Source organism: Streptomyces colonosanans (assembly GCF_001866645.1).
Lineage (GTDB): Bacteria > Actinomycetota > Actinomycetes > Streptomycetales > Streptomycetaceae > Streptomyces > Streptomyces colonosanans.
This window is the reverse complement of the sequence record NZ_MLYP01000088.1, coordinates 1-12,227: the sequence shown is the minus strand read 5'-3', so window position 1 is coordinate 12,227 and position 12,227 is coordinate 1. Positions and strand designations below refer to the sequence as shown.

Genomic DNA, 12,227 nt, shown 5'->3' with positions numbered 1-12,227 from the left:
GACGCACGCCGCGACTTCCACCACCAGCTCTCCACCCGGCTGATCTGCGAGAACCAAGCGGTCGCCGTGGAGGACCTGGCGGTGGGCGGTCTGGCGCGCACCCGGCTGGCCAAGAGCGTCCACGACGCGGGCTGGTCCCAGTTCGTGAACATGTTGGAGTACAAGGCGAAGCGGTACGGGCGGACCTTCGTAAAGGTCGGACGGTTCGAGCCCACCAGCCAGGTGTGCTCCATCTGCGGCCACCGCGACGGCCCCAAACCCCTGCACGTGCGGGGATGGACGTGCACCGCCTGCGGCACGGTCCACGACCGGGACCACAATGCCGCGAAGAACGTGAAATCGGCCGCCGGACTGGCGGTGACAGCCTGCGGAGCGCCGGTAAGACCAGAACCCGTTCTGGCACAGCGTGAAGAAACAGGAAGCCAGGGAATCCCACACGGAAACCGTGCCGCGTAGCGGCACAGCAACCCGTGGGACGGCCAGAATCCTCGGGCTTCAGCCCGAGGAGCAAGTCAAAAATTCCACGACCTGCACAACGACCCCCTTGAGCACGTCGTGACCCGATGACTCAGGCCCGATGCACCGGAGAGCACCCCATGAAGATCCACCTCACCAGCGTCTTCGTCGACGACCAGGACAAAGCCCTGCGCTTCTACACCGACGTGCTGGGTTTCGTGAAGAAGCACGACGTCCCGGTGGGTACGGACCGGTGGCTGACCGTGGTCTCGCCGGAAGCTCCCGACGGGACCGAACTGCTGCTCGAGCCCTCCGGGCATCCCGCGGTGCAGCCGTACAAGACGGCCCTGGTCCAGGACGGCATCCCGGCCGCCTCTTTCGCCGTGGACGACGTACCAGCGGAGTTCAACCGGCTGCGCGCGCTCGGGGTGCACTTCACCCAGGAGCCGCTGGAGATGGGCCCGGTCACCACTGCAGTTCTGGACGACACCTGCGGGAACCTGATCCAGATCGTGCACAGCAGGTAAGACGTCCGCTCAGGCGCCCTGTGCGATCGACTGCCCGCTCAGGGCCGACCTGTCCTGCTTCGACGGACGGGGTCGTACCCAGTTCCTTCTCAGAGGCTTCACGGGATGACACGCCAACCGGATCACGGCGAATCTCATGGTCCGCGGGCCGGCCTTGGCCGTGCGTGACGAATGATCAACTGGCGGGTTCGCGTAGCGAGAGGAACGGGTCTTCGGGGCCGCGTCCACGGCGGTGGTGTACCGGCTTGGGTGTGACACATCCGGAAGATGTGTCACCACCTGCGGCTGTCCCCCCGGCGGACAGCCGCCCTACACCATGTCCGCAGATGGGAAGCGATCTGCAGCGAGCCCCGGCGCTGCGCGTCCATTGCCGACCGAATCGCCTTCCGCTGCACTCTGACCCGGACTGGCACGGTGTCCTACCGGTCCCGGCCCGCGAGGCCGAACGTTCACGCTACGGACTCCGCCACGCTGACGGCCGCGGTGAATTCGGCTGTCAGACAGAAGTACTGATCCGCGGTGACCTGCCAACTGTCCTCACCGGTCCGGGTCAGTGCCAGCCGCGCATCATCGTTGCCGAGGTGTATCCGCGGCTGTTCCATCGCCATCCGTACTGTCAGTGGCAGTCGAAGCGCCAGTCCCACGGGAGGCCGGGGCACTGACGGCAATGGAAGAAGTAGACGCCGCCGCAGTCGCCCAACTGTATGTCGCCGGTGATGGTCAGAAGGTGCTCCATGCGGTGTCCGGCCTCGCAGTCCGGCCATTTGGCAGGCTGCGTCCAGGCGGGCCAGCCGCCGACCTTCGTCCCGATGATGTTGGAGTCGGGTGGCCACATGGAGCCACCCGTCGGCAACCGGAAACGAGGTTCCCATGTCCCCCACATGTCCTTGGGCAGATCGAGCCACCTCGGAAAGTCCTCTGCGGTAGTCGGGGACAACGTGGACGGTACCGGCATGTGGTCCTCGTCGTACTCCCCCTCGCTCACCCCGGGCATCTCGGGCAGCAGCCCTCCAGCCACGACCTCCGCCTCGTTGCGCCAGTACAGCTGCGGCATCACCGGCCCGGGATCCTGCTCATGCGTCAGCGCGCACCACACCAGCTGGAGCAGGTCCTTGCCCTCCGGGAACTCCAACCCCGGCACATCCCGGGCGAACAGTTGGAGGATCGGCACCATCGGCACCGCGTCCGGGACAATCGGGGTGGCGTTGCGCCAGTCGGACCCGTACGTCCAGTGGTCTTCCTGCGCGCAGTACGGCCACGGCTCGTCCGCGGGCCACAGCAGCTCGCCTCCCAGCGAACTGTCCCGCACGCCGGGTTCGCCGGGCTCCGGGTCGAGGAGGGTGGCTTCCCGGGCAAGGCCCGCGTACTCCGGTATCAGGGTGTGCAGATCCTTCGCGGGCAGCTCGGGTGTGTCTCCGGGCATCGTGGCTCCTCGAGCGTACAAAGATCGACGGGACGTTGCGGGCACGTTAGTACCTGCCACTGACAACCCCATACAGCAACGGCCGCCTCATCACACCCTCTTGATCTTGCCGCACGGGACTCGCAACATAACCGCGGCGCCCTGGGCGGGTCGGCGTACGGGGCCGTGATCACTTGCGCCACGCAGCTCCCGGCCAAAGTTGTTACGCCGACCGCTCGGTAGAGTCCTGCAGGAGGTTCAGTGGCTGACAAAGGCTCGGTACGAGGCAGGCTTCACGAGACCAGTAGCCGTGTTGGGTGGACACTCACGGTGATCCTCCTGTTGATCACCGTTGCGGCACTCACCCTCATGGGCATCTTGAGCCTCCTGGTCCCGCTCCTTCTCCTCCTGGGCGGCACCATCGACCATTGATCGAGCTGTAGGCGGACGACTGCCCGGTCTGGTCGAGCAGTTCAGGGCGGGCCGGACATCCTGGGGCGGCTCAGTGGGGGCGGCGGTCGCGCAACGCGTCCTGGGAGTCGACGTACTTGAGCATGAGGCGGGCGAATTCGAGGCGGTCGCGCGCGGTCCAGTCGGCGGTGACGGACTCGAAGGCCGAACGCTGATGGCGGGCAAAGCGGGCCATCAACTCGCGTCCCTGGGTGCTGAGGTGGAGGACGGTGCGGCGGCCGTCGCGCTGGGAGGCGGCGCGGATCAGATAGCCGGCGGCGATGGAGTCGGAGACCATACGGCTGGCAACCGACGGGTCCACACCCAGGTGCTGGGCTACCGCGCCGACGGTGACCTCGTCGGCGTCCTCGAACTCGGCGTCCTGGACGATCCTGAGCACCAGCGTGCGGGTGAGGTCCTTTTGCGAGATCGGGTTCTCGACCTCCAGGAGTGAGGAGCGCCGCAACCTCCCGAAGGCCGGACCCACGGCGTCCAGTAGTTCGTCCTGAGTCATCGGCTCGCGCTTCGTCATGCCCGCATCGTACTGACATGGATGACCCGTCGAATATATGTGTTGACTCTCAATTAGATGCACGTGAGCATGTATGTGTTGTCCGGCAATGATCCGAGTGCTGATCCATCTGTCAACCACACCGAACGGAGCCGTTCCATGACCACTCTCGTCACCGGTGCCCGCGGCAAGGTCGGCCAGGCCGTCATCGGCCGCTTACACGCCGCAGGCCACACCGTCCGCGCCGCCAGCGCCCACCCCGCCGAGCTGACCGTGCCGGCGGGTGTCGAGGGCGCCGAGCTGGCCCTCGACCGGCCCGAGACCTTTGACGCCGCACTCCACGGGGTCCGTCAGGTCTTCCTTTATCCCCAGCCCGCCGGGATCCACGAGTTCGTCAAGGCCGCCGAGACCGCGGGCGTCGAGCACGTTGTCCTGCTCTCCTCGGCCTCCGTCCTCGGCCCCGACGCCGCCGACGACCCGCTCGCGAGTCACAACCTCCAGGTCGAGCGTGCCCTCGCCGACTCGGATCTCCCCTGTACGTTCCTGCGCGCGGGTGCCTTCGCCAGCAACGCGTTCGGCTGGGCCCGGTCGATCGCCGGCTCGCTGCCGGTCCAGCTCGCCTACCCGGACGCGAGCATCGCGCCCATCCATCCCGAGGACATCGCCGACATCGCCGTCGAGGCCCTGACCGGCGGCTCGCTCACCGGCCGGTCGGTCGTCCCGACCGGTGCCGAATCGCTCACCTTCCGCGAGCAGCTCGCCGTCCTCGCCGACGCGCTCGGCCGGGAGATCCCATTCGAGCGGATCACCCGGGCCGAGGCCGAGCAGCAGCTGGGCCGCCACATGCCCGCGCCATTGGTCGCCTCACTGCTCAACTACTGGGAGGCCGCCGAGCAAGGCCCCGCCACCGTCCACGACACCACCTGGACCCTGCTCGGCCGCCCTGCCCGCACCTTCCGGCAGTGGGCCGCCGAGAACGCCACCGCCTTCGCCCGGCACTGAGCCCGTCCGCCGCGCGTTCCGACCGCCGGCAGTTCAGGAGTACTTCCATGAAGCCCATCGGCTACTGGGTCAACCGCACCGACAAGGCCCTCACCACCGCGATGAACAGCCTGCTGGCGGAGTCTGGCCTCACCCGCCTCGCTTGGCAGGCCCTCAACGTCGTCAAGGGCACCCCGGAGGTCACCGACACCGAGGTGTTGACCGTCCTGGCCGCCAACGCCGACGCCGCCGACCTGACCGCCGCCGTCGAAACGCTCCTCGCCGACGGCTGGGTGATCCGCCCTGCACCCGGACGCCTCGCCCTGACTGACATCGGCCGCGCCCGCCTCGCCGGAGCCGTGGAACAGGTCGCTGCCTTCCGGGAGTTGTCGCTGGTCGGCATTACCCGCGACGAGTACCGGAATGCCGTTACCGTCCTGGAACGGATGACCCGCAACGTGGAGGGCGGGCCGGGCGACAGCCGAGCAGAACGCGGCTGACCGGGACAGAAGCCTTGCGGTGGCGGCGAGTTCGACTACCAGGTGCGAGCACGTGGGCCGTCGGTCACGCATCCTTGGCGCGGGGCGACTGCCGCGCCTGGTGGGCATCGCCGCTCACGCCGGCGGTGCGCCGCGCCTGTTTCCGTTCCCAGCTTCAGCGAACGGCTTCTCGCCGTCGCCCCCGACGGTGCAGACGAGTGACCCTTGCGTGCGGTCGGGCCTCGGTCGGTGAGGACGGCACGTGCACCGGACACGTCGACCTCGGCACGCTCGGTGTCGCCGACCGCCGGTACTGCTCGGCGGTCCGCCGAGTCGGATGATGCTGCGAAGGGGGCGGTCACCTGCGTGCTGGCAGACCGACGCTACTCGGCGTCGGAGCTCGCTATGGACTGCGGTGCGGGCGACTTGCCCATCCCGGGGAGGTCTGGGTACAGCCGGCGATACCCGTCTCGCTGCGCGAAGACTGGTTCCAGGCAGCCGAGCATCAACCGGTGGTCGGGCGTCCATCCGTGCAGGGCCAGCACGGGGAGACCGGCTCCCTGCTCAACGAAGTTCATGGTCACGGAGGTGTTTCCGGGCATGACGGATCCTTGTTGGTCTCGGGATGTGGCCTGGCCCGAGCATCCTGCCACTGCCCACTGACACCGATGTCGCCTCGGAGTGCCAGGACGTGTATCGAATGTGCTTGCCGCCGACGTGACACCGTCGGCGAGTGATCCAAAATCACGTGCAACCTGCGCCCGATCATGCTGGGATCATTCGTTGTGAATGTCCATTTTCTCAATGACGCCGACTTGACGGACAGGATGGAGCAGAATCTGGCGGAACATGCCTGTCACCTGCACCGGAGCATGAGTGGTGCGACCGTTACAGAGACTGATGACCTCCTAGTCGCCGACAGCGGCCTGGACGACGACACTTTCAACATCGTTGCCGCGGCCCGCTTCACCGTCACCACCGCTAAGGCACGTATCACCGAGACCGCCCGGACACTGGCTCGCACCGGCCGCCGCTTCTCCTGGTGGGTGGGGCCCGCCTCAAGGCCACCAGACCTCACCGCCCGCCTGACGGCGGCTGGTCTGCCGGCCTCCGAACGCGAAACGGCGATGTGGGCCGAGCTGGACGACACCCTGCCGCTGCCCGCCGCCCCAGGACTGGACATCCAGACGGTGGTCACGCCCGAACAGCTCGCCGACTACGCCGCGGTTCTCGCCGCGAACTGGACCCCGCCCGCTGACACCGTCCGCCGCTTCTTCACCCAGGCCGCCCCGCAGGCCCTGGCCGCCCACTGTCCGGCCCGTTACCTGGTCGGCTACGTAGACGGCCGTCCGGTCTGCTCGGCCGAAGTGTTTCATCACGCGGGGGTTGCCGGGATCTACAACATCTGCACCCTGGCCGCCCACCGCCGACGCGGCTACGGCGGTGCCATCACACTCGCCGCACTGCACACGGCCCGCGACCGAAACCACCACATCGCGGTCCTGCAGGCGTCCACCGACGGCGAGCCCGTCTACCGTCGCCTGGGATTCCGCTCCTGCGGCCAGTTCACCGAACACACCATCAACGGTTCCTAGGGACTGAGCGGGAGTGAGTCCTGTTGCCAGGGCTCGTGCTCAGCCATGTGCCCCGAACGGTTGTGGGCACACTGGTTCCCCGCTTTCGCTCCGCGTCCGGTCCCGGCGGATCGTATCCGTGGTCCGCGACTTCGCGGGTGTCCTCGCCGCCGGACGCCATATCAGTTCTCTTCTGACGGGTGAGGGGCGGGCGCCGGTGCCGGACCGGCGCCCGCCCCAGGAATGGAAGGTGGCTGCTACCGCGCCGCGATTGACCAGTCCGACCAGTCGGTGGTGCTGGCGCCGACCAGTGCGGGCATTGCATCGTTTCGTCCGTCCCGTGTGCCGGTCCGGGGGCGGACGACCTCATGACGGCGACCGTCAACCAGTCTCCGAGAAGACGAAGGAGAACTCCGCGGGCGCGGCCCACAGGAAGTACCGCGGCAGCGGCCCCGGACCGCACGACTGCGAACCGATGCCGTGCTGGCCGTGGTCGAGGTTGACCCACACCGTGTCGCCGGGCGTGAGGTCGGTGAGGTGCGCGGCGGCGTCCAGTTGCTCGTTCGTCCAGCGTCGTGCGCTGAACCAGAACTCCGGGTCGCCCTCGATCCTGAGGCCGCCGATCTCCGCCCAGCGGACATCGGCGCGGGCGCCGTTCTCCTGCGGGCGGACGTACGGCGTCTGCAGTTCGTCGACCGTGGAGTCCCAACGACCCAGCAGAGAAGCCGACGTGGTGTCCGGGTATGCCTCACCGGGACCGCCGCCGAACCAGCGCACGCGGTTCACCGAGCCGGGAAGGCCCAAGCGGATGCCGAGCCGTGGCAGGGGCACCGTCCAGTTGCCCCGGGGTGCGACGGACACCGTCAGGTTCAGCCGGGTGCCGTCGGAGGTCCACCGGTACACCGTGGCCAAGCCCATCTCCCGGGCCGCGGGCGCCACCCGGGTCCGTACGGTCAGCGCGTCGTCACCCGCCTCGACCGCGTCCAGGCGGTGCCGCATGCGGTGCAGGCCCAGCTCGCGCCACAGTTGGCCGTAGCGGACGTCGCTCTGCCACTCCGCGCCCATGTCGTTGTCGGTCGGAGCCCGCCACACGTCCAGGTGCAGTCCGGTCACGTCGACTCCGCCGATGGTCCTCAGCGCGCCTGTGCGAGCATCGAAGGAGGCCGGGCCGAGAGTGATCCGGCCGTCGCCGGGCACGGGGGCCGCGCTCGGAGCGACCCGGACGGCCGGCCGTGCCCAGACGCGGAACTGGCCCCATGCCACCGTGTGTCCCTGGGCGCCCCACGCCGTGTCGGCCGCCAGCAGCGCCCGTACCGTCCACTGCGTCTCACCGCCCCGCGCGTCCGGCGGCGGCTGCGGCAGCTTCACGACGGCCGACTCCCCGGGCGCGAGAACCGGCACCGACAGCGGGCCCGACTCCAATGTCTCGCCGTCGACTTGGCAGGACCATTCGAAGGCGAGCGCCGACAGGTCCACGAAGTCGTACATGTTGCGGACCCGCACGGTCCCGTCCGCACCGTCGCTTTCGAAGCGGACCGGCTCGATCACCTTCTGGTACTCGACGAGCCCGGGCGACGGTGTCCGGTCCGGGAACAGCAGTCCGTCGCAGACGAAGTTCCCGTCGTGCAACTCCTCGCCGAAGTCGCCTCCGTAGGCGAAGCCGTAGCGTTCGTCCCTGATGCCGTGGTCGATCCACTCCCAGATGAAGCCGCCCTGGAGCCGGTCGTGCGTCTCGAAGAGCCGCTGGTAGTCGGCGATACCGCCGGGGCCGTTGCCCATGGCGTGGCCGTACTCGCAGAGGAAGAAAGGAAGTTCGCGACGCTTGTGGTCGCCGCCGTCCAGGCGCCGGCCGATCCGCTCGACCTCGCCGTGGTACGCGTACATCCGTGAGTACACGTCCGTGTCACGGCAGTTGATGTCGCCCTCGTAGTGCACGAGCCGCGAGGTGTCCCGGCCGTGGATCCACTCGGCCATCGCCGTCAGGCCCCGCCCGGTGCCCGCCTCGTTGCCGAGGGACCACAGGATCACCGAGGGGTGGTTCTTGTCCCGTTCGACCATGCGGGCGGCGCGGTCCAGGAGTGCCGGGGTCCAGCGGTCGTCGTCGACCGGGTTGTCGCGCCAGGCCTGTTCGACGAAGCCGTGGGTCTCCAGGTCGCACTCGTCGACGACCCACAGGCCCAGCTCGTCGCACAGGCCGAGGAAGGCCGGGTGCGGCGGGTAGTGCGAGGTACGCACTGCGTTGATGTTGTGCCGCTTCATCAGCAGCACGTCCTCGCGCATGGTCTCCGAGTCGAGGGCGCGGCCCTTCTCCGGGTGCCATTCATGGCGGTTGACGCCCTTGAGGAGGAGCGGCTTCCCATTGACCTTGATCAGGCCGTCCTCGAGGGCGACCGTACGGAAGCCGATCCTGAGCGGCACGCGTTCACCCTCGGTGGCCAGCACGCCGTCGTACAGCGTCGGGGTCTCCGCGGTCCACGGTTCGACGGGCACGGTCACGGGCTCGCCGGTGGAGACATCGACGCCGAGCGCGGGTACGGTGACCCGGCCCTCCACGTCCGAGTCGACCTTCAGCGTGCCCTCGCCCCTGACGTGGTCGTAGGAGGCGTGCACGAAGAAGTCGAGGACGCCGCCCGCGGGGCGGTGCAACAAGGTGACGTCCCGGAAGATGCCCGGCAGCCACCACTGGTCCTGGTCCTCCAGGTAGGAGCCCGCCGACCACTGGTGGACCCGGACCGCGAGCACATTGCCGGCCGGCCTGAGCAGGTGCCCGACCGCGAACTCGTGCGGCAGCCGCGAGCCCTTGAACTCGCCGAGGTCCGTGCCGTTCAGCCAGACCCGGGCGCAGGACTCGACACCGTCGAAGCGGAGGACCGCTGCGTCGTCCGGCGGCCAGTCCTCCGGCAGGTCGAAGACGCGCAGATGGTCACCGGTCGGGTTCTCGGTCGGCACCCGCGGGGGGTCGACCGGGAAGGGGTAGTGAACGTTGGTGTAGACGGGGGAGCCGTGGCCCTGGAGGACCCAGTGGCCGGGGACCGGGACCTCCGCCCAGTTTCCCGCGTCGAATCCGGGTTCGGCGAACGAGTCGTCCTCGGCATCGGCCGTCGCGGACAGCCTGAAGCGCCACCTGCCGTTCAGCGAGAGGGACGCCGCGTCCGAGGACGCGTACCAGGCGCGCGGCGGCAGGACCCCGCTGCCCGGTGCGACATCTTCGATGTAGTCGGTAGCGGTGCGGATGGACATCGGCATCGGTCTCCTGGGCGAGATCGGCGTGTCGGTGGCGGGCACCCTGGCGCACTGGATCAGGGACCATCCTGCACGCAGTCCGCAAGGGTGCGCCCGGACTTGCGCGCACCGCCTCCTGGGCCAAGGCGCACCGGTCGGACGCGGACGAGACCGACGACCGGGAGAGCCGCCGTCGTGATGACGGGCGAATGATGCGAATACAGTCGAATGACCTTCTGTAATCAACTGCTTTCGTATGTCCGTAGCCAGGATGACGCGAAATCGGTAGCGTCCGGTTCATGTCACAGCCCTCGCACTCCTCCGTCCTCCCGCAGACCGAACTCACCCGGCACCGTCGCCTGCGTGAGCAGGGCAGCTTCCGGCGGGCCGATCTCGACGCCATCCTCGACGCGGGATTCGTCTGCCACCTCGGCGTGATCGTCGAAGGACGGCCCCTGGTGGTGCCCACGGTGTACGGGCGGGACGAGCGAGTGCTGTACGTGCACGGCTCGGTGGCCAGCCGGAGCATGGCGGGCGGAACACCGGTGTGCGTCACCGTCACGCAGGTCGACGGCCTCGTCCTCGCGCGGTCGGTGTTCGAGCACGGTGTGAACTACCGCAGCGCGGTCATCCACGGCACCGTCCGCAAGGTCACCGACCCCGACGAGAAGCTGGAGGGCCTTCGCCGGCTCACCGAGCACGCGACGCCGGGGCAGTGGTCGTACGCCCGGCAGCCGAACCGGAAGGAACTCGCCGCCACGACCCTGCTCGCCCTCTCCCTCGAAGAGGCCTCGGTCAAGATCCGTACGGGCGCCCCCGACGACGGCGACGGACCTGACGCCGACCTGGGTGTCTGGGCCGGAACCCTGCCGCTCACCGCCACCTGGGGCGCCCCCGAGCCCGACCCGCTGCTGCCGCCGGACATCCCCGTACCGGCACACATCGCGCGACGCGAAGGGACCCGGCACGGCTGACGCGCGGGCAGGGGCATACCGTGAGGTGTTGAACGCCTGAGCCGGGAGGAGATACGGGATGGGCAGGCGCACCGCACTGGTCGAGGATCTGATGGAGCGGTTCCCGCACGTACCGCGGGAAGCCGTCTTCAAAGAGGACCTGCTGCGCGGGGGTGTGGCTTTCGACGCCTCCGCGCTCAGTGACAACGAGAGCGGCGAGGTCAAGCCGAAGTCGTACTTCATCTTTTCCTTCGACCATGGCACCCTGCCCGAACTGGGTGAGGCGGCGCTGCGGCGCCCGCCCGAGGAGATCATCCTCACGGGCGGCCCGTACGACCTGCGGCGGACCGTCGTCTCGGTACGCGTCAACCCGTCCTCGCCCTACCGGGTGGCCGCCGACGAGGAGGGAATGCTCGGGCTCTACCTCGACGGCCGACGGATCGCGGACGTCGGCGTCCCGCCCATGCCCGAGTACTACCGGCACACCCTGTCCAACGGGAAGTCCGTGATGGAGGTGGCCCCGACCATTCAGTGGGGCTATCTGATCTACCTCACTGTCTTCCGCGTCTGCCAGTACTTCGGTGCCAAGGAGGAGTGCCAGTACTGCGACATCAACCACAACTGGCGCCAGCACAAGGCGGCCGGGCGGCCCTACACCGGTGTGAAGGACGTCGAGGAGATCCTCGAGGCACTGGAGATCATCGACCGGTACGACACCCAGAAGGCCTCCACCGCCTACACACTCACCGGCGGCGCGATCACCTCCAAGGTCGCCGGCCGCGACGAGGCGGACTTCTACGGGCACTATGCCAAGGCCATCGAGGAGCGCTTCCCCGGACGGTGGATCGGCAAGGTCGTCGCACAGGCCCTGCCGAAGGACGACGTACAGCGGTTCAAGGACTACGGGGTGCAGATCTACCACCCCAACTTCGAGGTGTGGGACCGGCGCCTGTTCGAGCTGTACTGCCCCGGCAAGGAGCGGTACGTCGGCCGTGACGAGTGGCACCGGCGCATCCTGGACTCGGCGGACGTCTTCGGGGCGCGCAACGTGATCCCCAACTTCGTGGCGGGCGTGGAGATGGCCGAGCCCTTCGGCTTCACCACGGTCGACGAGGCGATCGCCTCGACCACCGAGGGACTGCGCTTCTTCATGTCGCAGGGCATCACGCCCCGCTTCACCACCTGGTGTCCGGAGCCGACGACCCCGCTCGGCAAGGCCAACCCGCAGGGCGCGCCGCTGGAGTACCACATCCGCCTGCTGGAGGCCTACCGCGCCACGATGGACGATTTCGGGCTCTCCTCGCCTCCCGGCTACGGTCCGCCCGGGCCCGGGCGCGCGGTGTTCTCCGTCAGCTCGTTCATGGACAGCCTCCCCGCCAAGGAGGACGCCGGGGCGCCGTCGGACGTGTGACAAGGCAACGGTCCCGCCGCCCGCCGGCACATCGGCTAGGCCTCCCCGGCCATGACAGCACCGTCTGGTCGATGGCCTTCGCCCCGGATTCCTCCGTGCTCGCTGCGGCGGCGGGACAAGGGCCCTGACGACCGGCCTGAGGGCCTGTTCTGAGTTCCCTGGCTGCGCCCCGACGCCCGGCACGCACTCCCCCATGCTCTCGGCTTCGCTCGAGCAGGGGGGACCCCCATGCCGCACGGCGCCGCAGGACAGGTGGCTCCG

12 protein-coding genes are annotated in these 12,227 nt (G+C 68.7%); 7 read left to right on the top strand and 5 right to left on the bottom strand.

Going from position 1 to position 12,227, the window contains the following annotated elements; translation table 11 throughout:
- On the top strand, window positions 1–456 hold a 456-nt coding region (locus BIV24_RS28275), incomplete at its 5' end, for an RNA-guided endonuclease TnpB family protein (protein WP_079168592.1).
- 140 nt (window positions 457–596) lie between these two features.
- On the top strand, window positions 597–983 hold the full coding sequence (locus BIV24_RS28270; protein ID WP_071369308.1) for a VOC family protein: 387 nt from the start codon (window positions 597–599) through the stop codon (window positions 981–983).
- A gap of 449 nt (window positions 984–1,432) precedes the next feature.
- On the opposite strand, the gene BIV24_RS34640 is transcribed toward BIV24_RS28270, so the two are convergent.
- From BIV24_RS34640 to BIV24_RS28260, 3 genes are all read right to left on the bottom strand, one after another.
- A complete protein-coding gene (locus BIV24_RS34640) occupies window positions 1,433–1,585 on the bottom strand; it encodes a hypothetical protein (protein ID WP_177198847.1) in 153 nt (50 codons plus the stop codon).
- Between the two features lie 14 nt (window positions 1,586–1,599).
- Entirely contained in the window at window positions 1,600–2,406 is an 807-nt protein-coding gene (locus BIV24_RS28265; protein ID WP_071369307.1) for a YwqG family protein, read from the bottom strand.
- A 481-nt stretch (window positions 2,407–2,887) separates the two neighbouring features.
- Complete coding sequence (locus tag BIV24_RS28260; RefSeq protein WP_071369306.1) at window positions 2,888–3,367, bottom strand: MarR family winged helix-turn-helix transcriptional regulator; 480 nt, start codon at window positions 3,365–3,367, stop codon at window positions 2,888–2,890.
- A gap of 138 nt (window positions 3,368–3,505) precedes the next feature.
- Here BIV24_RS28260 and BIV24_RS28255 point away from each other — a divergent pair, with 138 nt between their 5' ends.
- Window positions 3,506–4,348, top strand: coding sequence for an SDR family oxidoreductase (locus BIV24_RS28255; protein ID WP_071369305.1), 843 nt, complete (start codon window positions 3,506–3,508; stop codon window positions 4,346–4,348).
- Between the two features lie 47 nt (window positions 4,349–4,395).
- Window positions 4,396–4,827, top strand: a complete 432-nt coding sequence (locus BIV24_RS28250; protein WP_071369304.1) for a hypothetical protein — start codon at window positions 4,396–4,398, stop codon at window positions 4,825–4,827.
- A gap of 362 nt (window positions 4,828–5,189) precedes the next feature.
- Here the strand turns inward: BIV24_RS28250 and BIV24_RS28245 are convergent, their stop codons facing one another.
- Window positions 5,190–5,408, bottom strand: a complete 219-nt coding sequence (locus BIV24_RS28245) for an alpha/beta fold hydrolase (RefSeq protein ID WP_071369303.1) — start codon at window positions 5,406–5,408, stop codon at window positions 5,190–5,192.
- Between the two features lie 225 nt (window positions 5,409–5,633).
- Here BIV24_RS28245 and BIV24_RS28240 point away from each other — a divergent pair, with 225 nt between their 5' ends.
- Window positions 5,634–6,401, top strand: coding sequence for a GNAT family N-acetyltransferase (locus BIV24_RS28240; RefSeq protein ID WP_071369302.1), 768 nt, complete (start codon window positions 5,634–5,636; stop codon window positions 6,399–6,401).
- A gap of 360 nt (window positions 6,402–6,761) precedes the next feature.
- On the opposite strand, the gene BIV24_RS28235 is transcribed toward BIV24_RS28240, so the two are convergent.
- Window positions 6,762–9,620: a glycoside hydrolase family 2 TIM barrel-domain containing protein gene (locus BIV24_RS28235; protein ID WP_071369309.1), complete on the bottom strand. Its 2,859-nt coding sequence runs from the start codon at window positions 9,618–9,620 to the stop codon at window positions 6,762–6,764.
- Between the two features lie 281 nt (window positions 9,621–9,901).
- On the opposite strand from BIV24_RS28235, the gene BIV24_RS28230 reads away from it, so the two are divergent.
- Both BIV24_RS28230 and BIV24_RS28225 read left to right on the top strand, forming a co-directional pair.
- Window positions 9,902–10,576, top strand: a complete 675-nt coding sequence (locus BIV24_RS28230; RefSeq protein WP_071369301.1) for a pyridoxamine 5'-phosphate oxidase family protein — start codon at window positions 9,902–9,904, stop codon at window positions 10,574–10,576.
- Between the two features lie 58 nt (window positions 10,577–10,634).
- On the top strand, window positions 10,635–11,966 hold the full coding sequence (locus tag BIV24_RS28225) for a radical SAM protein (RefSeq protein ID WP_071369300.1): 1,332 nt from the start codon (window positions 10,635–10,637) through the stop codon (window positions 11,964–11,966).
- The last annotated feature ends 261 nt before the right edge of the window (window positions 11,967–12,227 follow it).

Bases quoted from the DNA above. Each gene is read 5' to 3' on its own strand.
- BIV24_RS28270 (WP_071369308.1), top strand. From the start codon at position 597: ATGAAGATCCACCTCACCAGCGTCTTCGTCGACGACCAGGACAAAGCC.
- BIV24_RS34640 (WP_177198847.1), bottom strand. From the start codon at position 1,585: ATGGAACAGCCGCGGATACACCTCGGCAACGATGATGCGCGGCTGGCA.
- BIV24_RS28265 (WP_071369307.1), bottom strand. From the start codon at position 2,406: ATGCCCGGAGACACACCCGAGCTGCCCGCGAAGGATCTGCACACCCTG.
- BIV24_RS28260 (WP_071369306.1), bottom strand. From the start codon at position 3,367: ATGACGAAGCGCGAGCCGATGACTCAGGACGAACTACTGGACGCCGTG.
- BIV24_RS28255 (WP_071369305.1), top strand. From the start codon at position 3,506: ATGACCACTCTCGTCACCGGTGCCCGCGGCAAGGTCGGCCAGGCCGTC.
- BIV24_RS28250 (WP_071369304.1), top strand. From the start codon at position 4,396: ATGAAGCCCATCGGCTACTGGGTCAACCGCACCGACAAGGCCCTCACC.
- BIV24_RS28245 (WP_071369303.1), bottom strand. From the start codon at position 5,408: ATGCCCGGAAACACCTCCGTGACCATGAACTTCGTTGAGCAGGGAGCC.
- BIV24_RS28240 (WP_071369302.1), top strand. From the start codon at position 5,634: ATGGAGCAGAATCTGGCGGAACATGCCTGTCACCTGCACCGGAGCATG.
- BIV24_RS28235 (WP_071369309.1), bottom strand. From the start codon at position 9,620: ATGTCCATCCGCACCGCTACCGACTACATCGAAGATGTCGCACCGGGC.
- BIV24_RS28230 (WP_071369301.1), top strand. From the start codon at position 9,902: ATGTCACAGCCCTCGCACTCCTCCGTCCTCCCGCAGACCGAACTCACC.
- BIV24_RS28225 (WP_071369300.1), top strand. From the start codon at position 10,635: ATGGGCAGGCGCACCGCACTGGTCGAGGATCTGATGGAGCGGTTCCCG.